Here is a 22,234-nt window from a genome sequence, read left to right as displayed (position 1 = left end):
TCAATCGAGCCGCATCGCTTCCGCCGCCAGCACTTCGGCCTCCAGCAGCAACGCATCGTCGGCCAGCCCCTGCGCGATATGCTCGCGCCCGATCAGCGTCAGCACCGGCACCGCCAGCGGCGAAATCCGCTCCAATGGCACATGCAGCATCGTGTCCGCCGCGCGGTCGAGCAGATCGGCCAAGCGCCCGACATCGGTCATCCGCGCGCGCGCATCGGCCCACGCCGCCTGCAGCAACAAATGGCCGGGCTCATATTTGCGCAGCACGTCATAGATCAGGTCGGTCGAGAAACTGACTTGCTTGCCGGTCTTGCGCTTGCCCGGAATCTGCCGCTCGACCAGCCCGCCAATCACCGCGACCTCGCGAAACGCGCGTTTCAGGAGCGAGGATTGCTGCACCCAATCGACGAATTCATCCTCCAGGATATCGCGCGAGAACAACGCTGCCGGGTCGGTTACGGACTCAAGCCCGAAACACGCCAGCGCATAATCATTGGCGACGAAGCCGATCGGCTTCAGCCCCTGCGTCTCCATCCGCCGCGTGATGAGCATGCCTAGCGACTGATGCGCGTTCCAACCCTCGAAGCTGTACGCGACCAGATAATGCCGCCCCTCGCGCGGGAAGGTCTCGACCAGCAATTGCCCCGGTCGCGGCAGCACCGATCGCTGCTGCTGCACCTCCAGCCATTCGCGCACATCGTCGGGGAAGCGGTGCCACCCCGTGGGGCTCGCCAGAAAGCCGCGCACGCGCTCGGCGAGATTGGTCGACAGCGGCATCCGCGCGCCGCCATAGCTTGGGATGCGCGCGGGGCGCGAGGTCGCGCGCACCACCACCGCCTCGGTATCGATCCGCTCGACCTCCAGGCTCAGCCCGGCAAAGAAGAAGGTATCGCGCGGCGACAGCGTCGCGGCGAACCCCTCCTCGACGCGCCCCAATGTGCGGCCATTGCCGAAGCGCACGCTCAGCATCGTCGCCTCGACGATGATCCCGGCGTTCAGCCGGTGCTGCGCGATGAAACGCGGATGGCTGACGCGCCAGCTTCCGTCCGGCTCCTGCGTCAGCCGCTTGAACTTGTCATAGGCCTTCAGCGCGTAGCCGCCATCGCGCACGAAGCCGAGCACTTGCGCGAAGGTGTCCGCCGTCAGCGCGGAGTAAGGCAGGGCCGACCGCACTTCGTCGAGCAGTGCCTCTTCGCGGAAGGGCGCGGCACAGGCACACGCCATCACATGCTGCGCCAGCACGTCGAGCGCGCCCATGCGGAACACATCGGCATCCAGTTCGCCCGCCTCGATTGCGTCGAGCGCCGCACGCGCCTCGAGATATTCGAAGCGATTGCCGGGCACGACGATCGCCTCGGAGGGTTCATCGAGCCGGTGGTTGGAGCGCCCGATGCGCTGCAGCAACCGCGACGATCCCTTGGGCGCGCCCATCTGGATCACGCAATCGACATCGCCCCAATCGACCCCAAGATCGAGCGAGGAGGTCGCCACCAGCCCGCGCAACCGCCCATCGGCCATCGCGCCTTCGACCTTGCGCCGCGCCTCCAGGCTGAGCGAGCCGTGATGCACGCCAAGCGGCAAGTTCATCGCGTTGACCTTCCAAAGATCCTGGAAGATCAATTCGGCCAGCGCGCGGGTGTTGCAGAACACGATCGTCGTCTTGTGCGTCTCGATCTCGGCGATCACCTGTTCGGCGGCATAGCGCCCCGAATGGCCCGACCATGGCACGCGCCCCTGCGGCAGCAGGATCGTGACATTGGGCGGCGCGCCCGCCGCTCCGCGCACCAACCGCACCGCATCGATATCGCCATCGGGCGCGAGCCAGGCGCGATAGGCATCGGGATCGGCCACCGTCGCCGACAGCGCCACACGGCGCAGACCGGGGGCGAGGCGTTGCAGCCGCGCCATGCACAGGCTCAACAAATCGCCACGCTTGCCGGTGGCGAAGGCGTGGACCTCATCGACCACGATCGTCTTCAGCCCTTCGAACATCAGGCTGCTATCGGGATAGCTGAGCAACAGGCTGAGCGATTCGGGCGTGGTCAGCAGGATCTGCGGCGGGCGAATGCGCTGTCGCGCCTTGCGGTCGGAGGGCGTGTCGCCAGTGCGCGTCTCGACGCGGATGTCGAGCCCCATTTCGGCGATCGGGGTGAGCAGATTGCGCTGCACATCCACCGCCAGCGCCTTTAGCGGCGAGACATAGAGCGTGTGCAGTCCCTCGCTCGGGGCCTCGACCAGATCGGCCAGTGTCGGCAAGAACCCCGCGAGCGTCTTCCCCGCACCAGTGGTGGCGACGAGCAAGCCATGATCGCCCGTGCGCGCGACATCGAGCATCGCCAGCTGATGCGCGCGCGGCGCCCAGCCCTTGGCGGCGAACCATTCGGTGATCGCGGGGGGGAGCGGAGCGGTCAAACCGCGCCCCACAGTCCCTCTCCCCTTGGGAGAGGGAGGGAGCCGCAAAGCGGCGGAAGGGTGAGGGTGACAGGTCGCGCAACGGCAAAACCTGTCACCCTCACCCTTCCCACGCCTGCGGCGCGGGCCCAGTTTCGGGTGAACAGCGCCCCGCGCTGTTCAGGTCGTGCCGGGGGCACGACCGACCCGAAACTCCTCTCCCGATGGGAGAGGGAGATAAGGGAGAGGGAGATCGGAACACAATCTCCAAACTGGGAACCATCGGCCATCCCGCCCATATAGGCACGATGGCAAAGCTCGGCGACTGGGTCGAACCGCACCCGCACGGCCTCTATGTGAAACCCGCCGACCTGTGGGTCGATCCGGCGCGCCCGTCGCCGGTGGCGCTGGTGACGCACGGCCATGCCGATCACGCGCGCGGCGGCCACGGCGCGGTATGGGCGACGCCGGAAACGCTCGCGATCATGGAAACGCGCTACGGCCCCCAGGCGGGCCACCCGATCGCATATGGCGACAGCCACCGTTTCGGCGAAGTCACCGCCACCTTCGTCCCCGCCGGGCATGTGCTGGGATCGGCGCAGATCCTGCTCGAATATCGTGGCGAGCGCATCGTCGTTTCGGGCGATTACAAACGCCGCGCCGACCCCACTTGCGCGCCGTTCGAACCGGTCCAATGCGACGTGTTCATCACCGAGGCGACCTTCGGCCTGCCGGTCTTCCGCCATCCCGACACCGGCGACGAGATCGACAAATTGACCAGCGCGCTCCACGCCAACCCGGCGCGCTGCGTGCTGGTCGGGGCCTATGCGCTGGGCAAGGCGCAGCGCGTCATCGCCGAATTGCGCGCGCGCGGGCATGATGCGCCGATCTACATCCACGGCGCGCTCGAACGGCTCTGCGCACTGTATGAGGAACACGGCGTGGCGCTGGGCGAACTGCGCCCCGCCACCACCGCGAGCAAGGCCGAAATGATGGGCCATATCGTACTCGCCCCGCCCGGCGCGCTCGCCGATCGCTGGTCGCGCCGCCTGCCCGATCCGATCACCGCGATGGCCAGCGGCTGGATGCGCGTGCGCCAGCGCGCGGTGCAGCGCGGCGTCGAACTGCCGCTGATCCTGTCCGATCATGCCGATTGGGACGAGCTGACTGCGACGCTCACCGAAATCGCCCCGCGCGAAGTGTGGGTGACGCATGGCCGCGAGGATGCGCTGGTGCATTGGTGCCAGACGCACCAGATCAAGGCGCGCGCGCTGGCGTTGCTGGGCTTTGAGGATGAAGACGACTAGCCCCTGCGATTGCGCCAGCGCCGCTTGCAGCCCGGCTCACCGCACCGTCTTGCGCAACACGCGCGAAAGTTGCTCGACGGAATACGGCTTGTGCAGCAGCTCGAAGCCATCGGGCACGCTTTCGACCAGCACGCTGCTATACCCCGATGTCAGCACCACGGGCAGATCGGGATAGTCGCGCCGGATCGTCTTGGCCAAGGCCACGCCGTTCATCCCGGGCATCACCACATCCGAAAAAACCACGTCGAAGCGCGCGGCATCGTGCGCGAGTTCGGCCAGCGCATCCTGCGCATTGGCTGCCCACACCGTGACATAGCCAAGCTCGGCAAGCGACTGGGTGGTGAACGTCCCGACTTCGATATTGTCCTCCACCACGAGCACGCAGGCACCGTGCCCATCGGCAACGCCTTCGACCGGCGGCTCGGTCGCCTGTACCGTCGGCGGATCGACCTGAGGCAAGTAGAGGGTGAAGGTGGCACCCTGGCCAGGGCTGCTCTCGACCGTGATATCGCCGCCGGACTGCTTGGCGAAGCCGAACACCTGGCTAAGCCCGAGCCCAGTGCCTTGCCCAACCCCCTTGGTGGTGAAGAAAGGCTCAAAAATGCGCTCGATCTGATCGGGATCGATGCCGATTCCAGTGTCGCGGATCGATATCGCGACATAGCGGCCCGCAACCGCCGGGTGCGCGCGAACCGCCGGAATGGCGGGAACCGCGCGTACCGCTATGGCGATATTCCCGGCACCGTTCATCGCGTCGCGCGCATTGACCGCCATGTTGACCAAGGCCGTATCGAGCTGGCTGGGATCGACATTGGTGAAACACGGCTTGTCGGGCACGTCGATCGCGATGACGATGCGCGAGCCCGTCAGCGTGCGCAACATGTCGGAAATAACGTGCAGGCTTTGCCCGACATCGATCACTTCCGGCTTCAACGCCTGCCGCCTCGCAAAGGCCAGCAATTGCCCCGTCAACTTGGCGGCGCGATCGGCAGTGTCGGAAATCGCATCGATATACCGTTCCCGCCGTTCGTCGCTCAGTCCCGGTCGCTTCAGCAAGTCCGTCGCCGATTGGATGACGGTCAACAGATTGTTGAAATCATGCGCAACGCCACCGGTCAGTTGCCCGACCGCCTCCATTTTCTGCGATTGGCGCAACGCATCCTCGGCAGTTTGGAGCGCGCTGGTCCGCTCGGCGACTTGCTGTTCGAGCGAGGCGGCAAGCAACGCCAGTTCCTGTTCGGCGCGCCGACGCTCGGTCGCGATGCGCGTTCGCTCCGCCACTTCGCGCATGAAGGCGATCTCGTCCTCGTGCCACGTCCGCCGTGTGACGTGGTTGAGGTATAGCAAGGCGACCAGCCCGCCATGTTCGGTGAGCGGCATGTTGACAAAGGCGCGTGCCGAAATCTCCTCCAGCACTGCGGCGGTTTCGGCGGTGCGCGGGTCGGTGCGGGCATCCTCGACGATCACGGTTTCGCCGCGTTTCAGATCGTCGATATAGCTGCCATAGTCGCGGAACTGCAGCACCCCGGCGAGCGTGTTCACCCCCGGCGCATTCCAGTCGCGCGCGATCGTGATCGTTTCGGCCCGCGTGTCGACCTCGCCATAACCGGCGCGGCTGACCCCGAGCGTCCGCGCAATGATCTCCGCCGCCGCAAAGGAGATATCGTCGGGGTCCTCGGTATCGCGAAAAACGTCGGACAAATCGACCAGCGCGGACCGCATCCGCTCGGCGCGGCGCTGGTCGGTGATGTCGGTCGAAACCCCGGCGATGCGCAGCGCGCGGCCCTGCGCATCGAAGAACGGCTGTCCGCGCGACGCCAGCCAGCGCAATTCGCCATCGGGGCGGTAAATGCGGTAGACGATATCGTAGTCATTTCCCTCTGCGATGCAGCGCTCGACCTCCGCCACGCTCCTGCCGCGGTCGTCGGGATGGATCGCCTGCAGCCGATCCTGGTAGGTGAACGGCTGATCGGCGCGCAGGCCGAAAATCTCCTTGCACGTTTCCGACGCGGTCAGGCGCTTGCTGGCAATATCCAGGCTCCATGTGCCAAACCGTGCCGCCCTGAGGGTGAAGGCGAGTTCGCGCTCATGTTCTTCCTGCAACCGCAACCGATCGGTCAATTCCGCCATCAACGAGGCGTTATCGTCTTCCAGCCCCTTCAGGCGCTCGCGCTCGATCGTCACATCGACCTGGCTGGCGAAGAAATAGGCCAGCACGCCCTCGGTATCGAACACCGGGGCCATCAGCAGCCGGTTCCAGAAGGTCTCGCCGTCCTTGCGGTGGTTGAGAATGTCGATCTCGAGCGGCTCGACCCGCTCGACCGCCTCGCGAATGCGCTGCACGGTTGCGGGGTCGCTCTCCGGCCCCTGCAGGAAACGGCAGTTCCGGCCGAGAATTTCGTCGCGCGGATATCCGCTCAACCGGCAAAAGGCGTTGTTGGCAAACACCACCGGGTTGTCGGGCAAGCGCGGATTGGTGATGATCATCGGCATCCGCGTCGCGCGCACCGCCGCCACGAACGGGTCGGTCCCCAGATCCTGCCCGATCAACTCCGCCGCGATGCGCTCGGCATCGGCGGTCAACCGCGGTGCCCGATCGGTCGGGCGTTCGACAGTGTCAGGCACAGGTAGCTTTTCTGGAGTCGTCACGAAGTACTCGGCAGCGAAGGATCATCCTTCCCATCATAACGCCAAGCGCGCAGAAATGGTCCATCGCACAGAAAAGCAGGGGCAGGACGGGCAAGATCCTACGCGTTCTTGAAAGAATGCTCGATCGAACAGGATCTTGTCCGCAACACGCGTCAGGCATCCTCCAACATCACTGCGGCCTCGGTCGACACGAGACCACTGATCTCGCGCAGATCCTGGGCCAGCGCGTTCACACGTGCCAGGTCGGCGTCCCACGCAAACATGAAGCGCGCCCCACCGCCGATGAAGGTGTAGAAACGCCAGCCGCGCTCCCGCAGGCGATCGAGCACGATGTCGGGTGCGGTCAGAAACACCGCATTCGCCTCGACCGGGAACATCAACGCAACGCCGGGCATGTCTCCGACCGCAGCTGCCAGGGCCTTCGCGCAGGCGTTGCCATGTTGCGCGTTGGTCAACCACGCGCCGCTCTCCAGCAACCCCACCCATGGGGCCGACAGGAAGCGCATTTTGGAGGCAAGTTGCCCTGCCTGCTTGCAGCGATAATCGAAATCCTGCGCCAGCGCGGGATCGAAGAACAACACCGCTTCGCCAACCGCCATGCCGTTCTTGGTGCCGCCGAAACACAAAACGTCCACGCCGGCACGCCAGGTGATGTCGGCCGGGGCACAATCAAGCGTAGCGCACGCGTGCGCAAATCGGGCACCATCCATATGGAGTCTCAACCCGAGTTCGCGGCACACCGCCGACAGCGCCTCGATCTCCTCGATCGTGTAGACCTGCCCGGTTTCCGTGGGTTGCGTAATGGTCACCACGCGGGGCTTTGGAAAATGAATATCGGCGCGGCTGGTGGCGAGCTTGCGAATCGCGTGCGGGTCAAGCTTGCCGCTTGTCGTCGGTGCCACCAACAGTTTGGAACCGTTGGAAAAGAACTCCGGCGCGCCGCACTCGTCGGTCTCGACATGCGCCTGCGCCGAGCAGATCACGCTATGATAGGATTGGCAGAGCGACGCCAGCGCCAAGGAATTCGCCGCCGTGCCGTTGAAAGCAAAGAACACCTCGCATTGCGTGTCGAACAGTTTGCGAAAGGCATCGGATGCCTGTTGCGTCCAGTCGTCATCGCCATAGGCATTGGCCGACCCCGCATTCGCAAGCTCCATCGCTCGCCACGCTTCGGGGCAGATGCCGGCATAGTTGTCGCTGGCAAATTGCTGGGCTTTTGGCATCGTCACGCTGTCCTTTTTCCGGTTCGGCACCAGGAAACAGTACGACAGGTGGCTTAGTCCCGTTTGTTGCCGGTCCGGCCACATCCCCCCGCTTGCACGGAGGCACCACCTTGCTGGGAAGCAGGTTGGTGTCGGGCGTCGTCCCGACTCTTGATGCTGGCGCGTGAGTATCCGCTCAGCGTCGGCAGATCAAGATGCTGCCGGGCACCCCGATCCGAGGCCAATCACCCCGCGCCCAGCGCCCGCGCGCGTCGCCGTTGCACCGACGACCCGATGCCCAGCGCCTCGCGATATTTGGCGACGGTGCGCCGCGCAATGTCAAAGCCCTTGGCGTTGAGCAGTTCGACCAGCGTATCGTCCGACAGGATCTTGTCGCCCTCGCCCGCGATCAGCGCCTTGATCGCCGATTTCACCGCCTGCGCCGACACCGCATCGCCACCGTCGGACGACTGGATCGCCGAGGTGAAGAAGTATTTCAGCTCATACAGCCCGCGCGCGCACGACAGATATTTGTTGCTGGTGACGCGGCTGACCGTCGATTCGTGCATCTCGATCGCATCCGCCACCTGGCGCAGCGTCATCGGCTTCAAATGCGCGACGCCGTGCAGGAAGAACGCCTCCTGCTGCTTCACGATCTCGGTCGCCACCTTGATGATCGTGCGCTGGCGCTGGTCGAGCGCTTTCACCAGCCAATTGGCGCTGGCGAGCATGTCGCCCAGCCACGCCTTGCTCGCTTTGTCGCCGCGCGCGGTCGACAATTCGCTGTAATAGCTGCGGTTGACCAGAACGCGCGGCAACGTTGCGGCGTTGATCTCGATGCCCCAGCCATCCTTGCGCTTCGCCACGAACAGATCGGGCACCACCGCCTGGGTCGGCTCCCCGCCATAACGGCAGCCGGGCTTGGGATCATAGCCGCGCAATTCGCGGATCATGTCGGCGAGATCCTCGTCATCGACATCGCACAACCGCCTGAGCCGCGCGAGATCGCCGCGCGCAACCAGATCGAGATTGTCGATCAGCCGCGCCATGCACGGATCGTAGCGATCAGCCTCCTTGGCTTGCAGCGCCAGGCATTCGGCCAGATCGCGCGCGCCGACCCCGGTCGGATCGAAGGTCTGGATGATGCCGAGCACCGCCTCGACCCGCACCAGCGGCACGCCCAGCCGGGTTGCGACATCGAGCAGCGCGGCGGTCAAATAGCCGCATTCGTCAATCTGGTCGATCAAATGCGCCGCGATGAACAGGTCCGGCCCATCCACCGCCGTCCCCGCTTGGGCGAGCAGATGGTCCTGCAGCGTCAGGCCGGTATCGGCAAAGCTGTCGAAATCCGGGCCATCCTCCCCCATCCCGCCGCCGCTGCTGGCCCCGTTGAGGCCAAGCGCGCCGTCCATGCCCGCCGCGCCCGGCTGATCACCGATCGAATCCGATGCGCTGTCGTGGTGGAAGCTCTCGGCGGTGAAATCGACGTCGAGCGAGGCCTCCCCGGCATCGCCCCCGCTGATCAGCAATTGGTCGGCGGTGGCGGGTTCGTCGCGGATCGGCGCATCGGCTTCGCGTTCCTGCGTAGGGCCGTCATCATCGGGTGCGCTTGCTTCGAGCAGCGGGTTGCGCTCGATCTCCTCGGCGAGGAAGCCCTCAACCTCGAGGTTCGACAGCGCCAGCAAGCGAATCGCCTGCTGCAATTGCGGCGTCATCACCAGCGATTGCGACTGGCGCAGGTCGAGGCGCGGCGCGAGGCTCATCGGCTGGCCACCCAAATACCGTTCGCCCTGAGCCTGTCGAAGGGCCCGCGCAGCGAGCAAGGTCCCATCTGCGGCGAGCAGTGCTTCGACAAGCTCAGCACGAACGGATTAAGAGCAGTCCGCATACCCTAAAGCGAGAAGCCCTCACCCAGATACAGCCGCCGCACATTCGCGTCCGCCACCAGTTCCTCGGGCGAGCCGGTGAACAGCACGCGGCCATCATAGATGATATAGGCGCGGTCGACGATTTCGAGCGTCTCGCGCACGTTATGATCGGTGATGAGTACGCCGATACCGCGTTTCTTGAGTTCGCAGATCAAATCGCGAATGTCGGCGATCGACAGCGGATCGATGCCCGCAAACGGCTCGTCGAGCAGCATGATCGACGGATCGGCAGCAAGCGCGCGCGCGATCTCGGCGCGGCGGCGTTCCCCGCCCGATAGCGCCATCGACGGGGAATCGCGCAGCCGCGTCAGCCCGAATTCGTCGAGCAAGGTGGTCAGCCGCGCCATGCGCTGCTCCTTGTCGGGCACCGCGAGTTCGAGCACGCTCAGGATGTTTTGCTCGACCGTCATGCCGCGGAAGATCGAAGTTTCCTGCGGCAGATAGCCCAGCCCCAGGATCGCGCGGCGATACATGGGCAGGCCGGTAATATCCTGTCCGTCGAGCATGATACGGCCCGAATCGGGCTTCACCAGCCCCATCACCGAATAGAAGCACGTCGTCTTGCCGGCACCGTTCGGGCCGAGCAGACCGATCACCTCGCCCTTGCCGACCGACAGCGACACATCGGTCAAAACGCTGCGCTTGTCATAGGATTTGGCGATCGACACGACCGACAAGCCGTCCAGCACCGGCACTTCGGCGATCGGCGGGGCGTTTTCGAGGGTGAGGGTCTCGGTCATTACAGGTCCCGTGCTCGCACTTTAGAGTGAACGAAAGGTTACCGCGCCGTATTTGGCAGGATTCGTGCATGGTCGCGTGCGCAACCTAGGCGAAACCCGTTCGGCTGGGAAGATGCCGCCAGCCGAAGCGTGCGCGCGGTCGCCTCAGTTGTCGCGCTTGGGCACCGAGAAGGTGCCGCTGACGCGACCGCCACTGCTCTTGGTTCCGGTCGCACCGCCGCCCACCGAATTGCCGTCGATCACCGCGCGCCCGGTATCGAGGTTGATCGTCAGCCGACCGCCATTCACGGTGTTGCCGCCCTGGATCAGCGTTACCGCGCCCAGCATCGTCACCACGCGCTTGTTGAGATCATACACCGCGAAATTGCTGCGCGCGGTCTGGTCGGGGCGCGTGACGGTGACGCTGCCCGAGGCGTCGAGGCGCGACACTTGCGGGCTGCCATCCACAATCTGGCCGGTGTAAGCGACTGTCATCCGCGCCGAATTCAGCGTCATTTCGGCTTGCTTAACCACGACATTGCCCGTCAGCACCGCGCGATTGGCCTTGTCCTGCAGCTCGATATGGTCGGCCGAGAAATTGATCGGCGCGGTCGAATTATGCGCAGTCTGCGCATAGGCTGCGCCCGCGAGGGCGGACGACAGGGCGATAAGGGCAAGGGTGCGACGCATGTGCGCTATCTCGTCTTTCGCGGGACGATCCGCAAGCGGGCATTGCCGTCCAGCCGAACAACATGGTTTTCGAGATCCGCGTTCATCTGGTCGCCGCTGAACGTGCCCTGCGGCACCGTTCCCGTGACCGCGCCCCCGCTTTTCAGCGTCTTGGACTTGAGATCGAGGGTCGAATTCTGAGTCTCGAGCCGATAGCCGCCGCTGCTTTTCACCTGCAACGGCCCATCGATCGTGACCTGCTGGCGATCCATATTATAGTGCCCGCGATCGCCGACGACATCAGCCGGACCGTCGGCCAACCCGATTTGCGCCGACAGCTTCTGCAACCACACCACCGGCTCGGCCGAGCTTTTCTGGATCGCCGACCCTGCCACCAGCGCGAACGGCTGCCCCTTATCGTCATTGCCGCGATAGGTCGCCGACTGGACACGCAACCGCTCCTTGGCGACTTCGACCTTGTTCTTGTCGAGCAGGAAGCTGACATCCCCGCCCGAATACAGCGGCAGCACCACCACGAACGCCGCCAGCACGCCGATCAGAATCGGCAACACCACGCGCAGCACGCCGATCGTGCGATCGTGGCTGCTGCCCGGTGCCGCCCAGATCAGGCGCTGGCTGCGGATGGCCCCCGAATCAGGCATGCGCGAAAATATCGACCTCCGGCCAACCCGCCAGATCGAGTTCGGCGCGCCACGGCAGGAACTGGAAGCACGCCTGTGCCAGGTCGGTGCGCCCTTCGCGGGCGAGGCGCAGGTCAAGCTCGTTGCGCATCGCGTGCAGATAGCGCACGTCCGACGCGGCATAATCCTTTTGCGCTTCGCTCAGCACCGGGCCGCCCCAATCGGACGATTGCTGCGCCTTGGAAATGTCCTGCCCCAGCAATTCGCGCACCAGTTCCTTCAGCCCGTGGCGATCGGTATAGGTGCGCACGAGGCGCGAGGCGATCTTGGTGCAATAGACCGGGGCTGCGGTCACTTCGAGATAATGGCTGATCGCCGCCAGATCGAAGCGCGCGAAGTGGAACAGCTTCACCCGCGCCGGATCGGCCAGCAGCGCGCGCAAATTGGGCGCGGCATAATCGCTGTCGGGGGCAAAGCGCACGAGATGCTCGTCCGGCCCGCCATCCGAAAGCTGCACCAGGCACAGCCGGTCGCGCGGCGTGATCAGGCCCATCGTCTCGGTGTCGACCGCGATGTCGACGCCGGGGACGAACAGATTTGCGGGGATGTCTTCTTCGTGGAGATGCACTGTCATCGCCCGGCCCTAGCGGCGAATCGATGCGCGCTCAATGGGGGTCCGCCGCTACCGCTGGCGCGCGCGGGCCTTGCGCGCGGCGATGTTGAGCGTTTCGACCAGCCCCGAAAACGCCATCGCGGCGTAGATATACCCCTTGGGCACATGCACGCCGAAGCCGTCTGCGATCAATACCGCGCCGATCATCAACAGAAAGCCGAGCGCCAGCATCACCACGGTCGGGTTGCGATCGATGAAATTGGCAAGCGGCGTCGCCGCGATCAGCATCACGCCGACCGCGACGATGACGGCGACGATCATCACCGGCAAATCGTCGGTCATGCCGATCGCGGTCAGGATCGAATCGATCGAGAACACCATGTCGAGCAGCAGGATCTGCACGATCGCCGCGCCGAACGACATTGCCACCGAACTCTTCTTGTCGAGCACCTCGCCCGAATCGTCGGGGTCGATCGTGTGATGGATTTCGGTCGTCGCCTTCCACAGCAGAAACAGCCCGCCCGCGATCAGGATCAGGTCGCGCACCGAAAAAGCGGTTTCGAAGGAAGGAACGCCGTGCGCATCGACCGCGCCGGCAATCCCGAGATCGAACACCGGCTCGACCAGCCCGGCGATCCAGGCGATCGCCGACAACAGCACCAGCCGCAGCCCCAAGGCCAGCCCGATGCCGACGCGCCGCACTTTCACCCGCTGGCCTTCGGGCAGCTTGTTCGAGAGCAGCGAAATGAAGACGAGATTGTCGATGCCGAGCACAATCTCCATCACGATCAATGTGGCGAGCGCCGCCCAGGCGGCGGGATCGGCGAGCAAATGGAGGATCGACATGGCACCATCCTGTGCCGGGATTGCCACGGTCGCGCAAGATCAACACAGGACGCGCCGCATTTTCGACGAATTTGTTCGCAGCGCCTTAAATTTTAGGCTAACACGAGTCGGTGGCACATTTGGTTTGGTGCACGAAGCCCTGCGTCTTTCGTCCGACGCAACGGTTGCTATAACGATGTCGGACGAACCGGGAAGACGAACAGGGCATGAGTTTCGATAAAGGACGCCGCGGCGATCGTGGCGGGCGTGGGCGCGACAAGCGCGACGGTTTCGGCGACAGCGGCGGCTTCGACGGCGGTTTCGGCGGCGGTGACCGGTTCGGTGGCGGCGATCGCTTCGGCGGTGGCGGTGACCGGTTCGGCGGCGGTGGCGATCGCTTCGGCGGTGGCGGCGGTGGCGGCGGCTTCCGCAGCGGCGGGGGTGGCGGCTTCGGCGGCGGTGGCGCAGGCGGCGGTGGCCGCGGCATGCCCCCGCAGGTCGTTGGCGAAGGCACCGGCGTCGTCAAATTTTTCAATGGCCAGAAGGGCTTTGGCTTCGTCGTTCGCGACGATGGCGGCGAAGATGTGTTCGTGCACATTTCCGCAGTCGAGCAGGCCGGCTTGACGGGTCTGGCCGAAGGCCAGCCGCTCGGCTTCACTCTCGTCGATCGCGGCGGCCGCATTTCGGCGACCGACCTCAAGATCGAGGGCGAGCCTCTCCCCGTCACCGACCGCGGCCCGCCGCGCGACCGTGACGCAGGCCCCGGCGCACCGCGCGGTGCCGCCCCCGGCGGTGCGCAGCAGCGTCAGCTGACCGGCGAGAAGGCGACCGGTACGGTCAAGTTCTTCAACGCGATGAAGGGCTTCGGCTTCATTCAGCGCGACGACGGGCAGCCCGACGCGTTCGTGCACATCTCGGCGGTCGAGCGTGGTGGTATGACCTCGCTCAACGAAGGCGACCGGCTCGAGTTCGAACTCGAAGTCGATCGTCGCGGCAAGATGGCAGCGGTCAATTTGACCTCGATCGCGTAAGCGTTCGCGCCACTGGCGAAAAGATTGAACCCGGTGGGCCTTTAGGCCTGCCGGGTTTTTCTTTGTGTGCGATTTCAACGCCCCACCCTACGAGTCGGGCGACCCCGGCACTGGCCGGAAGGACTGTAGAAGGACCCTCTATGCGCCTCGTTCTCGCCGCGATCGCCCTGACTCTTGCTGCCCCGGCCCTCGCCGCCCCTGCCCCAAAGGTCGCCGCGACCAGCTTCACGCAGCTCAAGACCCCGCTCCCGCTTCCCTATGACGAAACCGCCGACGCAAAGGCCCAGGTCGCCGCCGCCCGCGCACGCGCCAAGGCGCAGCACAAATTGCTGCTGATCGACCTTGGCGGCAATTGGTGCCTCGATTGCCGTCTCCTCGCGGGCACGATGGAATTGCCTGAGCTGCGCGGCTTCCTGGCCAAACACTATGAAATCGTCACCGTCGATGTCGGCCGCTTCGACAAGAATCTCGACATTGCTGCGAAATATGGCCTGAACGGTCACTTCGGTGGCGGCGTGCCGAGCGTACTGATCGTCGACCCCAAAACCGATTCGCTCAAGAATGCGGGCCGTACCGCCGCCCTCGCCGATGCCCGCAGCCTCAGCCCGCAAGCCCTTGCCGACTGGCTGGCAAGCTGGGTGCGTTAGACCACTGCGCCCGTCACCCCGGCCCTGTGCCGGGGTCCACTGGGATGCACAGTGCCACGGTGCAGATATCCCGGCACGGTGGACCCCGGGACAAGCCCGGGGTGACGAATTTGGATCGGTGCGGTCGCGGACGAACTGTAAACCGAGCGCATCAGTCTCAGCCCTCCGCGAAGCGATCGGTCGCGCGGATCAACTGGTCGAGGATGCCGGGCTCGTTATAGGCATGCCCCGCACCCTCGATCAGATGGAACTCGGCTTCGGGCCAGGCCTGGTGCAACGCGAAGGCGTACCGCGCCGGGCACGGCATGTCGTAGCGACCGTGCACGATCGTGCCCGGAATGCCCGCCAGCCGCCCGGCATTGCGCAGCAGCTGGCCCTCTTTCAGCCAGGCATCATGCGCGAAGAAGTGATTTTCGATCCGCGCGAAGGCCAGTGCGAAATGCCCGTCCTGAAACGCCTCGCTCAACGCGGGGTCGGGTAGCAAAGTAATCGTCTCGCCTTCCCAGATCGTCCATGCCTTGGCCGCTTCGAGCCGCGCTTGCGCATCATCGCCAGTCAGGATGCGGCGATAGGCCTGCACCATGTCGCCGCGCTGATCTTCGGGGATCGGCGCGAGGAAGCCCGCCCATTTGTCCGGGAACATCTCGGACACGCCGAACTGATAATACCAGTCCCGCTCGGCGCGGGTGACGGTGTAAATGCCGCGCAGGATCAGCGCACGCACCCGTTCGGGATGCGTTTCGGCATAAGCCAGCCCCAGCGTCGATCCCCACGACCCGCCGAACACCACCCACTGCTCGACCCCGACCAACGCACGCAACCGCTCGATATCGGCGACCAGATGCCAGGTCGTGTTGGCGTCTAGACAGGCATGCGGCGTCGATTTCCCACACCCGCGCTGGTCGAACAACAGCACGTCATAGCGCGCCGGATCGAACAGGCGACGATGGCTCGGCGAAATGCCGCCACCCGGCCCGCCATGCAGGAACACTGCCGGCGTCGCCCCCGGCGTGCCGCAGCGTTCGTAATAGACGCTATGCCCATCGCCGACGTCGAGCATGCCGGTCGCATAGGGTTCGAGCTCGGGGTATAAAGTGCGCAAGTCGGTCATCGCGGGAATGATAAGGCCGCACCCCGGCCGTGTCACGCCGCCTCAGGTGATCATCCGCTTGAGCGCCGCCACGGTATCAGCCTCGGCGGCGGGCTTGTCGGTGCGGATGCGTGCGATACGAGGGAAGCGCATCGCTACGCCCGATTTGTGGCGTTTGGAGGCGTGGATCGAATCGAAGGCGATTTCGAGAACCAGCGTCTTTTCCACCTCGCGCACCGGGCCGAAGCGCGCCGTGGTATGGTTGCGCACGAACTGATCGAGCATCTTCAATTCGTCGTCGGTGATGCCCGAATAGGCCTTTCCCACCGGCAGCAGCTCGCCCTGTTCGGTCCAGCAGCCAAAAGTGTAGTCGCTGTAGAAAGACGATCGCCGCCCGCTCCCGCGCTGGGCATAGAGCATCACGCAATCGGCGGTCAGCGGGTCGCGCTTCCATTTGTACCACAGCCCGGTCTTGCGCCCGCCGACATAAGGCGAATCGCGCCGCTTGAGCATCACCCCCTCGATCGCGGCATCGCGCGCGCCCGCGCGTATGCCTTCGAGCGCGGAAAAATGTTCAGCGGCAATGACGGTGCTGAGATCGAACCGTCCAGCATCGAGCTGCGGGACGAACGCCTCCAGTCGCCTGCGGCGCTCGCTCCACGGAAGGCCCCGCAGATCCTCCTCGCCATCGTAAAGAATGTCGTAGAGCCGCACGAACGCCGGGGCTTCGGCCAGCATCTTCGCCGAAACCACCTTGCGCCCCAAACGCTGCTGCAAGGCGTTGAAGCTCGCGGCCCCCCCTTCTTCGGTTGCCGCCCCTTGGGCGTCGCCCTTCACCATCAATTCGCCGTCGAGCACGCCCGGCGTCGCGAAATCGCGCGCCACTTCGGGGAAGCTGGCGGTGATGTCGTCGCCGGTCCGGCTGTACAGCCGCGTTTGCCCGGCGACATGCACCAATTGTACGCGGATCCCGTCCCATTTCCATTCGGCGGCATAATCGGCGAGATCGACGCGCAAATCCTCCAGCGGATGCGCCAGCATGAACGGGCGGAACACCGGCACGTCGGCGCTGGTCGGCTGGTCGCCGCGCCCCTCCGCCCAGTCGAACAGCGCGGTATAAGGCGGCGCGATCCCGTGCCACACTTCCTCCACCGCCTCGACATCGAGCGCGAACGCCTGCGCCAGCGCCGTTTTGGCGAGCCGCGCGGAAACCCCGATCCGCAACGCCCCCGTTGCCATCTTGAGCAGGGCAAAGCGTTCATCGGCGTCGAGCCGGTCGAGCATCGCGGCCAGCACGGCGGGGGTATCCGATCGCGACAATGCCGCCAGCCGATCGACTGCCTGCGCGATGCCGAGTAGCTCCGCATCCGGCACCACCAGCGGCTTGGGCCACAACAAGGCGACGGTTTCGGCGGTATCGCCGACATAGTCGCGGCTCATCCGGAACAGCACGGGATCCACGCGTTCCTCGATCAATGCCCGAATCACCGCCGGTTTCACACCGGGAAGGTCGAGTTCCCCGGTCAGCGCCGCCATCGCCCAGCCGCGATCGGGATCGGGCACCGCGCGCAGATAATCGACGATCAGCTTCAGCTTCGCATTGCGCGAGCGGGTGTAGATCAGCCCGTCCAGGAGATCGGCAAAAGCACGCATCGTCGCAGCACCATGGCGCATCGCGCCCTGTCCGGCTAGCAGTCCCGCCATGTCGCGTATCCTTCGATTCGTCGCGGGCCTGGTCCTGATCGGGCTCGCTCTGCTGCTTGGTGCCTATGTCGCCTCCCGCGCCGATCCGATCGTCCGCCGCACAACCGTCACGTTGCCGGATTGGCCAAAGGGTGCGCCGCCGATCACGCTGGCGCTGTTGACCGACATCCATCTCGGCAATGCCAGCATGGACCGCGCGCGGCTCGATCGCATCGTCGATCAGGTCAACGCGCTGAAGCCCGATCTGGTTCTGATCGGCGGCGACTTTCTCGCGGACTATGACAAGCCGCAGGCAAAGGTGCGATCTCGGCTCATCGCCGAATCGCTTGTGCGGTTAAAGGCACCGCTCGGCACGGTAGCGGTGCTTGGCAATCACGATTACAACACAGATCCGCAAGCCGTCACCAACGCACTGGCACGGATCGGCATTCCCGTTTTGCAAAATACCGCGACTCAGCGCGGACCGATCGTGATCGGCGGGCTCGGGGATTTTGATACCGATCATGCGAACGTTCCGACAACGATCGCAGCGATGGCGAAACTGCACGGAGCACATGTCGTGTTGACCCACAGCCCAGACGCCCCAACTCCGTTTCCCGGGACGTTCCGGCTGCTACTCGCGGGGCATCTGCACTGCGGACAGATTGTACTCCCGCTGCTTGGCCCCGTCAGCGTGCCGGTGGCGCGGCGGCGCTATCTGTGCGGCGTCGTCCACGACGGCAACCGGACGGTGGTGGTGTCGGGTGGCCTCGGCACCAGCAACGCGCCGCTACGTGTCCACGCGCCGCCGGACCTGTGGCTCGTCACCGTCGGTCCGGCGAAGCGTTAAGGCGTTAGCCCTTGCGGCTAGCCTCGAACAGGAACCAGGCGCGGCGCTCGGCCTGATCGGTCCAGTCGTCGATGACGGCGCTGGTCGCATTGTCCTTGGCCGCATCGGCCAGGTCCTTGGCTTCGCGCAGCGCTTCGACCAGCTTGAGATTGTCGTCGCGCAATTCGCTCAGCATCGCTTCGGGCGCGACGAAATCGGCGTCATTGTCCTTGATCGTCTGGTGGCGCGCAATGTCGCCGATCGAGCGTAGCGTGGTCTGGCCGATCTTGCGTACGCGCTCGGCAATATCGTCGGTCGCGGCAAAAATCTGGGTGGCCTGTTCGTCCAGCATCAGGTGATAGTCGCGAAAATGCGGACCCGACACGTGCCAGTGAAAATTCTTGGTCTTGAGGTAGAGCGCGAACGAATCCGCGAGAATGCCGTTAAGCGCCTGCGACACCGTCTTGACGGCATTGGTCTTCAAATCGGTGGGGGTCTTGAGTGCGTCGGCGGCCATGATCTACTCCATTCGCAGGCAGAATATTTGGTTCGGTGCTGCAACGAAGCGATAGCCGATTGGCTCCCGGTCGGCTTGGATAAAATTACGATCTCAGCGATCGGATCGCTAGATGAGCCGTAGCGCCGACAACGCCTGCACCGCCCCCGCCAGCGTCAACACCGTCGCCGCGCCCAGGCGCAGCGCAGTGGTCGGCAGTTTGCGCAGGCCCCGTTCGCCCAGCAGTGTCGCGGGCACAGTCACCGCCAGGCTGCCGATCGTCGCGCCGATCCCGGCGAAGGCCGGAGTGGTGGCCTGCGTCGCAAAAGCGGCCGTGATGAACTGTGTGCGATCGCCAAAGCCGAGCACGCCCACAGCCACAAGGCTCGACCCAAACGGCCCCAGCCGCCAGCGGCGTGCTTTAGCGGGCTTGCTAGGCCAGAAGCCGGCGACGCCGCCCGACAGCAAGGCCAGTGCCAGCAACAGCCCCTGCGCATTGGGCGACAGCATCGGTGCCACCAGGATCCCGCCCACGACCCCCACCGCATTGCCGAACGCCAGCGCCAGCGCAACGCCCGCGATCACCGCGCCCTTTTCGTCATACCGGTCGCCCAGCGCCGCAACAGCCCACGGCGTGCGATCGCTTACTTGCGCCAACAGCGCCGCGACGATGGCGGCCATCAGAACGTCCATTGCTTCCGCTTCAACCGGCCAGGCGAACCGAGCAGGCCGCAGCAAAGGTTTCGCAAGCGTGGGAATCGTGGCGATCGGACGATACCGCGTCGCGCAGGATCGCGATCCAGCCGAGCACTAGCGCGCCGCGCTCGCCCCGCGCCAGCGCTGCATCGATGGCATGGGTCACTGCGACCGCAGGATACAGGCCATAGGCCTGCGCTGCCGCGCGAATCGAATCGACCTCCGCCGCCAGCGCGGCGGTTGAGGCGGCGCTCGCGCGCATCCCGACCATCGCGACTCGCGCGGCGAGTTCGGCCTGGGCTATTGCGATTGCGCTGTCAGGTGCCGCCATATTTCGTCCCCTCTGACGTGCATCTTGCGCGCGCGGTGGTAAACACGCGCTTAAGCCCTGCCGAATCGTCCCGTCGTGCTTGACATCACGCGCTGCTTCCTTCATCGGGCGACGCTTAAGAGCGGCGACCGGTTCGCCGCTTTTGCATTTTCAGATCACAGGAATTCAGGTCATGGCAAAGCCGACCACGGTCAAGATCAAGCTCGTCAGCACGGCGGACACTGGTTTCTTCTACACCACCAAGAAGAACCCGCGCACCAAGACCGAGAAGCTGAGCTTCAGCAAATATGATCCCGTCGTGCGCAAGCATGTCGAGTTCAAGGAAGCCAAGATCAAGTGATCGCGCGGGCGGCATAGCCCGCCCGTCTTTCACACCCGCGCCGCACTGCGCGGAGGTCGCGAGCTTGAGCCGCAAGGGCAACCTTGCGGCTTTTCTGCGCTGTGCACCGTCGATCGATTACGGTTGGATGATGCGCACCAGCCATAACGCCAAGCCAAGAACCAGATACACCCCCGCCCCGATACGGGCCGCCGTCGAATAGCCCTGCCGCCATAGGAACCAGTAAAACACGATCGGTAGCAGGATCAGGCCCAGCATCAACGGAACACCGATTCTGCGATACGCCGGCGCTGCGATATCCGAATCGGTCAATGCTCATCTCCCCGGAGTTTGGAACGACTTAGACCAACGCCGCCACCGCATCCACGAAGCGCATCAGCGAAATCGGCTTTGACACATAGGCATCGGCACCCGCTGCGCGGATCCGCTCCTCATCTTCGCGCCCGGCATAGGCCGTCACTGCCATAATCGGGATATCGCGCAGGGCTTCATCGGCCTTGAACTGCAGAATCAGATCATAGCCGCTCAGATGCGGCAGCTGGATGTCGGTCACGATCAGGTTGGGCGCGAACGCGCGCGCGCGCGCCACGGCTTCGCGCCCGTCGCGCACGCCCTCGGTCACATATTCGTGCGCGCGCAGCAGATCGCAGAAAAGTTTCAAGTTGAGTTCGTTGTCCTCGACAACGAGCACCCTTTTTGCCACGCCCAAATCGTCCTGGTCCATGGAATTTCCCTAAGCAATGCGCGCCCGAGAAACAAACCCCGAACCGGCCGAACTGGCGCTACGCGCGCTGGTGTGGACGCTGGGCGAGCCGGACCGGGCGCTGCGCCTGCTCGATGTGACGGGCATGACCCCCGCCGATTTGCGCACGCGCGCGGGCGAACCCGCGGTGCTGTCGGCAGTGCTTGGCTTTCTGGAATCGTATGAACCCGATCTGATCGCCTGCGCCGACGGGATTGGCGAGCGCCCCGAAGCGATTGTGGCAGCCCGCGCTGCGCTGGAGAATGCCGCATGAAGGGCCTGCTGATCTGCGATTGCGACGAAGTGCTGCTGCACATGGTGCGGCATTTCGGCGTGTGGCTGCGCGAACATCATGACATCGATTTTACCGCCAATGGCGGCGATTTCGCCACCAGCATGACGCGCATCTCGGGCGGCCCGGTGCCGACGCGCGAGGAGATGTGGGGCCTGCTCGAGGGCTTCTTTCCCGCCGAGATGAGCCGCCAGACGCTCGTCCCCCACGCCCGCGAAGCGCTCGCCGCGCTGTCGCAAGTCGCCGATGTCGTCATCCTGACCAACCTCGCCGACCACAATCGCGAACCGCGCATCGCGCAATTGCTTGGTCATGACATGGCGTACCGCGTCGAGACCAACCAGGGCGGCAAGGGCGATCCGGTCGCGCGGCTGGTCGCCGAACATGGCAACCCGGTCACGGTGTTCGTCGACGATCTCGCGGTGCACCACGCCTCGGTCGCCAAGCACGCGCCGCAGGTTTACCGCCTGCACATGATTTCCGAGCCCTCGCTCGCACCCAACGTCCCGCCCGCGCCCGACGCGCATGTCCGCATCGATGATTGGCAGGCGGCGCAAGCGTGGATCGCCGACCGTTTCGCAGCTGGGCTGCCCGCCGCCTCATCCCCCGAAAGGACCTCCGCATGACCGACCGTATCGACCGCAAGCTTTCCGAACTCGGCCTCGCTTTGCCCGCCGCCGCCGCACCCGTCGCCTCTTATGTGCCGACCGTCGATGCGCACGGGCTGCTCCACATTTCGGGCCAATTGCCGTTCAAGGATGGCGCGGTCATCACCGGGCGGCTGGGCGATTCGGTCGATCTCGAAGCCGGTGCTGCCGCTGCACAAGCGTGCGCGCTGATGCTTGTCGCGCAGATCAAGGCAGCGCTTGGCGGGCTGCACCGGGTCGAACGGATCGTGAAGCTCGGCGTGTTCGTCAATTCGACCGCCGATTTCACTGATCAGCCCAAGGTCGCCAATGGCGCGTCGGACCTGATGGTCGCGTTGTTCGGCGAAGCCGGCAAACACGCCCGCAGCGCCGTCGGCGTCGCCGCGCTCCCGCTTGGGGCGGCGGTGGAAGTCGACGCGATCGTTCAGATCACCGCTTGAGCGCGATCGGCGCGGGTCCGTGGACC

24 protein-coding genes and 1 riboswitch are annotated in these 22,234 nt (G+C 65.0%); of the genes, 8 read left to right on the top strand and 16 right to left on the bottom strand.

Features of this window, described 5'->3' with window-relative positions:
- The gene (locus tag ACP7BY_RS08020; RefSeq protein WP_171010510.1) at window positions 1–2,412 is read right to left on the bottom strand and encodes a ligase-associated DNA damage response DEXH box helicase; all 2,412 of its coding nucleotides are present in this window, start codon (window positions 2,410–2,412) and stop codon (window positions 1–3) included.
- A gap of 287 nt (window positions 2,413–2,699) precedes the next feature.
- Here ACP7BY_RS08020 and ACP7BY_RS08015 point away from each other — a divergent pair, with 287 nt between their 5' ends.
- On the top strand, window positions 2,700–3,698 hold the full coding sequence (locus ACP7BY_RS08015; protein ID WP_033964716.1) for a ligase-associated DNA damage response exonuclease: 999 nt from the start codon (window positions 2,700–2,702) through the stop codon (window positions 3,696–3,698).
- 36 nt (window positions 3,699–3,734) lie between these two features.
- Here the strand turns inward: ACP7BY_RS08015 and ACP7BY_RS08010 are convergent, their stop codons facing one another.
- The 8 genes from ACP7BY_RS08010 to ACP7BY_RS07975 form a co-directional block, all read right to left on the bottom strand.
- The gene (locus tag ACP7BY_RS08010; protein WP_137902742.1) at window positions 3,735–6,323 is read right to left on the bottom strand and encodes a PAS domain-containing protein; all 2,589 of its coding nucleotides are present in this window, start codon (window positions 6,321–6,323) and stop codon (window positions 3,735–3,737) included.
- A gap of 176 nt (window positions 6,324–6,499) precedes the next feature.
- Window positions 6,500–7,570, bottom strand: a complete 1,071-nt coding sequence (locus ACP7BY_RS08005; protein ID WP_033964736.1) for a threonine aldolase family protein — start codon at window positions 7,568–7,570, stop codon at window positions 6,500–6,502.
- A 52-nt stretch (window positions 7,571–7,622) separates the two neighbouring features.
- A riboswitch (SAM-I-IV-variant riboswitch) is annotated at window positions 7,623–7,732 on the bottom strand.
- A gap of 62 nt (window positions 7,733–7,794) precedes the next feature.
- The gene (rpoN, locus tag ACP7BY_RS08000) at window positions 7,795–9,312 is read right to left on the bottom strand and encodes an RNA polymerase factor sigma-54 (RefSeq protein WP_033964714.1); all 1,518 of its coding nucleotides are present in this window, start codon (window positions 9,310–9,312) and stop codon (window positions 7,795–7,797) included.
- 128 nt (window positions 9,313–9,440) lie between these two features.
- The gene (lptB, locus tag ACP7BY_RS07995) at window positions 9,441–10,217 is read right to left on the bottom strand and encodes an LPS export ABC transporter ATP-binding protein (RefSeq protein WP_033964713.1); all 777 of its coding nucleotides are present in this window, start codon (window positions 10,215–10,217) and stop codon (window positions 9,441–9,443) included.
- A gap of 144 nt (window positions 10,218–10,361) precedes the next feature.
- Entirely contained in the window at window positions 10,362–10,886 is a 525-nt protein-coding gene (locus ACP7BY_RS07990) for an LptA/OstA family protein (protein ID WP_010405000.1), read from the bottom strand.
- A 5-nt stretch (window positions 10,887–10,891) separates the two neighbouring features.
- Window positions 10,892–11,527 (bottom strand): LPS export ABC transporter periplasmic protein LptC, encoded by a 636-nt coding sequence (gene lptC / locus ACP7BY_RS07985; RefSeq protein WP_033964711.1) that lies wholly within the window; start codon window positions 11,525–11,527, stop codon window positions 10,892–10,894.
- Entirely contained in the window at window positions 11,520–12,140 is a 621-nt protein-coding gene (locus tag ACP7BY_RS07980) for a ribonuclease D (RefSeq protein WP_033964709.1), read from the bottom strand. Before ACP7BY_RS07980 ends, lptC begins: the two co-directional genes overlap by 8 nt.
- 48 nt (window positions 12,141–12,188) lie before the next feature.
- The gene (locus ACP7BY_RS07975; RefSeq protein WP_033964734.1) at window positions 12,189–12,965 is read right to left on the bottom strand and encodes a TerC family protein; all 777 of its coding nucleotides are present in this window, start codon (window positions 12,963–12,965) and stop codon (window positions 12,189–12,191) included.
- 206 nt (window positions 12,966–13,171) lie between these two features.
- On the opposite strand from ACP7BY_RS07975, the gene ACP7BY_RS07970 reads away from it, so the two are divergent.
- Entirely contained in the window at window positions 13,172–13,975 is an 804-nt protein-coding gene (locus ACP7BY_RS07970; RefSeq protein WP_126845204.1) for a cold-shock protein, read from the top strand.
- Window positions 13,976–14,115: 140 nt separating this feature from the next.
- On the top strand, window positions 14,116–14,622 hold the full coding sequence (locus tag ACP7BY_RS07965) for a thioredoxin family protein (protein WP_137902741.1): 507 nt from the start codon (window positions 14,116–14,118) through the stop codon (window positions 14,620–14,622).
- A 157-nt stretch (window positions 14,623–14,779) separates the two neighbouring features.
- Here the strand turns inward: ACP7BY_RS07965 and pip are convergent, their stop codons facing one another.
- On the bottom strand, window positions 14,780–15,733 hold the full coding sequence (gene pip, locus ACP7BY_RS07960) for a prolyl aminopeptidase (RefSeq protein WP_137902740.1): 954 nt from the start codon (window positions 15,731–15,733) through the stop codon (window positions 14,780–14,782).
- Window positions 15,734–15,775: 42 nt separating this feature from the next.
- Complete coding sequence (locus ACP7BY_RS07955; protein WP_033965477.1) at window positions 15,776–17,365, bottom strand: cisplatin damage response ATP-dependent DNA ligase; 1,590 nt, start codon at window positions 17,363–17,365, stop codon at window positions 15,776–15,778.
- 49 nt (window positions 17,366–17,414) lie between these two features.
- Between ACP7BY_RS07955 and ACP7BY_RS07950 the strand changes: the two genes are divergently transcribed.
- The gene (locus tag ACP7BY_RS07950) at window positions 17,415–18,245 is read left to right on the top strand and encodes a metallophosphoesterase (protein WP_137902739.1); all 831 of its coding nucleotides are present in this window, start codon (window positions 17,415–17,417) and stop codon (window positions 18,243–18,245) included.
- 4 nt (window positions 18,246–18,249) lie between these two features.
- Here the strand turns inward: ACP7BY_RS07950 and ACP7BY_RS07945 are convergent, their stop codons facing one another.
- From ACP7BY_RS07945 to ACP7BY_RS07935, 3 genes are all read right to left on the bottom strand, one after another.
- Window positions 18,250–18,741, bottom strand: coding sequence for a Dps family protein (locus tag ACP7BY_RS07945; protein ID WP_033965460.1), 492 nt, complete (start codon window positions 18,739–18,741; stop codon window positions 18,250–18,252).
- 108 nt (window positions 18,742–18,849) lie between these two features.
- Entirely contained in the window at window positions 18,850–19,413 is a 564-nt protein-coding gene (locus tag ACP7BY_RS07940) for a TMEM165/GDT1 family protein (RefSeq protein ID WP_033965461.1), read from the bottom strand.
- Between the two features lie 10 nt (window positions 19,414–19,423).
- A complete protein-coding gene (locus ACP7BY_RS07935; protein ID WP_033965462.1) occupies window positions 19,424–19,747 on the bottom strand; it encodes a hypothetical protein in 324 nt (107 codons plus the stop codon).
- A 172-nt stretch (window positions 19,748–19,919) separates the two neighbouring features.
- Between ACP7BY_RS07935 and rpmG the strand changes: the two genes are divergently transcribed.
- A complete protein-coding gene (rpmG, locus tag ACP7BY_RS07930) occupies window positions 19,920–20,087 on the top strand; it encodes a 50S ribosomal protein L33 (protein ID WP_010162189.1) in 168 nt (55 codons plus the stop codon).
- Between the two features lie 117 nt (window positions 20,088–20,204).
- On the opposite strand, the gene ACP7BY_RS07925 is transcribed toward rpmG, so the two are convergent.
- Together ACP7BY_RS07925 and ACP7BY_RS07920 are read right to left on the bottom strand one after the other, a co-directional pair.
- A complete protein-coding gene (locus ACP7BY_RS07925; RefSeq protein WP_033965464.1) occupies window positions 20,205–20,399 on the bottom strand; it encodes a hypothetical protein in 195 nt (64 codons plus the stop codon).
- Window positions 20,400–20,427: 28 nt separating this feature from the next.
- Window positions 20,428–20,790, bottom strand: coding sequence for a response regulator (locus ACP7BY_RS07920; protein WP_010405037.1), 363 nt, complete (start codon window positions 20,788–20,790; stop codon window positions 20,428–20,430).
- A gap of 37 nt (window positions 20,791–20,827) precedes the next feature.
- On the opposite strand from ACP7BY_RS07920, the gene ACP7BY_RS07915 reads away from it, so the two are divergent.
- Genes ACP7BY_RS07915 through ACP7BY_RS07905 form a run of 3 tightly spaced genes read left to right on the top strand, consistent with a single transcriptional unit; the run spans window position 20,828 to window position 22,208 of the window.
- Window positions 20,828–21,103: a DUF3572 domain-containing protein gene (locus ACP7BY_RS07915; protein WP_033965466.1), complete on the top strand. Its 276-nt coding sequence runs from the start codon at window positions 20,828–20,830 to the stop codon at window positions 21,101–21,103.
- The gene (locus tag ACP7BY_RS07910) at window positions 21,100–21,747 is read left to right on the top strand and encodes a hypothetical protein (protein ID WP_033965468.1); all 648 of its coding nucleotides are present in this window, start codon (window positions 21,100–21,102) and stop codon (window positions 21,745–21,747) included. The genes ACP7BY_RS07915 and ACP7BY_RS07910 overlap by 4 nt, the downstream gene beginning before the upstream one ends.
- Window positions 21,744–22,208 carry a RidA family protein gene (locus ACP7BY_RS07905; RefSeq protein ID WP_033965469.1) on the top strand — a complete coding sequence of 155 codons (465 nt, stop codon included), beginning with the start codon at window positions 21,744–21,746 and terminating at the stop codon, window positions 22,206–22,208. Before ACP7BY_RS07910 ends, ACP7BY_RS07905 begins: the two co-directional genes overlap by 4 nt.
- The last annotated feature ends 26 nt before the right edge of the window (window positions 22,209–22,234 follow it).

It is taken from the genome of Sphingomonas sp. PSPC2-2, assembly GCF_049897725.1.
GTDB lineage: Bacteria > Pseudomonadota > Alphaproteobacteria > Sphingomonadales > Sphingomonadaceae > Sphingomonas.
Note: the sequence above shows the minus strand (reverse complement) of the source record. Positions and strands in the feature narration are given on the sequence as shown.

What these genes read in the sequence shown, in the direction of transcription:
- ACP7BY_RS08015 (WP_033964716.1), top strand. Translation starts at nt 2,700, where the DNA reads ATGGCAAAGCTCGGCGACTGGGTCGAACCGCACCCGCACGGCCTCTAT.
- ACP7BY_RS08005 (WP_033964736.1), bottom strand. Translation starts at nt 7,570, where the DNA reads ATGCCAAAAGCCCAGCAATTTGCCAGCGACAACTATGCCGGCATCTGC.
- rpoN (WP_033964714.1), bottom strand. Translation starts at nt 9,312, where the DNA reads ATGAGCCTCGCGCCGCGCCTCGACCTGCGCCAGTCGCAATCGCTGGTG.
- lptB (WP_033964713.1), bottom strand. Translation starts at nt 10,217, where the DNA reads ATGACCGAGACCCTCACCCTCGAAAACGCCCCGCCGATCGCCGAAGTG.
- ACP7BY_RS07990 (WP_010405000.1), bottom strand. Translation starts at nt 10,886, where the DNA reads ATGCGTCGCACCCTTGCCCTTATCGCCCTGTCGTCCGCCCTCGCGGGC.
- lptC (WP_033964711.1), bottom strand. Translation starts at nt 11,527, where the DNA reads ATGCCTGATTCGGGGGCCATCCGCAGCCAGCGCCTGATCTGGGCGGCA.
- ACP7BY_RS07980 (WP_033964709.1), bottom strand. Translation starts at nt 12,140, where the DNA reads ATGACAGTGCATCTCCACGAAGAAGACATCCCCGCAAATCTGTTCGTC.
- ACP7BY_RS07975 (WP_033964734.1), bottom strand. Translation starts at nt 12,965, where the DNA reads ATGTCGATCCTCCATTTGCTCGCCGATCCCGCCGCCTGGGCGGCGCTC.
- ACP7BY_RS07970 (WP_126845204.1), top strand. Translation starts at nt 13,172, where the DNA reads ATGAGTTTCGATAAAGGACGCCGCGGCGATCGTGGCGGGCGTGGGCGC.
- ACP7BY_RS07965 (WP_137902741.1), top strand. Translation starts at nt 14,116, where the DNA reads ATGCGCCTCGTTCTCGCCGCGATCGCCCTGACTCTTGCTGCCCCGGCC.
- pip (WP_137902740.1), bottom strand. Translation starts at nt 15,733, where the DNA reads ATGACCGACTTGCGCACTTTATACCCCGAGCTCGAACCCTATGCGACC.
- ACP7BY_RS07955 (WP_033965477.1), bottom strand. Translation starts at nt 17,365, where the DNA reads ATGCGTGCTTTTGCCGATCTCCTGGACGGGCTGATCTACACCCGCTCG.
- ACP7BY_RS07950 (WP_137902739.1), top strand. Translation starts at nt 17,415, where the DNA reads ATGTCGCGTATCCTTCGATTCGTCGCGGGCCTGGTCCTGATCGGGCTC.
- ACP7BY_RS07945 (WP_033965460.1), bottom strand. Translation starts at nt 18,741, where the DNA reads ATGGCCGCCGACGCACTCAAGACCCCCACCGATTTGAAGACCAATGCC.
- ACP7BY_RS07940 (WP_033965461.1), bottom strand. Translation starts at nt 19,413, where the DNA reads ATGGACGTTCTGATGGCCGCCATCGTCGCGGCGCTGTTGGCGCAAGTA.
- ACP7BY_RS07935 (WP_033965462.1), bottom strand. Translation starts at nt 19,747, where the DNA reads ATGGCGGCACCTGACAGCGCAATCGCAATAGCCCAGGCCGAACTCGCC.
- rpmG (WP_010162189.1), top strand. Translation starts at nt 19,920, where the DNA reads ATGGCAAAGCCGACCACGGTCAAGATCAAGCTCGTCAGCACGGCGGAC.
- ACP7BY_RS07915 (WP_033965466.1), top strand. Translation starts at nt 20,828, where the DNA reads ATGCGCGCCCGAGAAACAAACCCCGAACCGGCCGAACTGGCGCTACGC.
- ACP7BY_RS07910 (WP_033965468.1), top strand. Translation starts at nt 21,100, where the DNA reads ATGAAGGGCCTGCTGATCTGCGATTGCGACGAAGTGCTGCTGCACATG.
- ACP7BY_RS07905 (WP_033965469.1), top strand. Translation starts at nt 21,744, where the DNA reads ATGACCGACCGTATCGACCGCAAGCTTTCCGAACTCGGCCTCGCTTTG.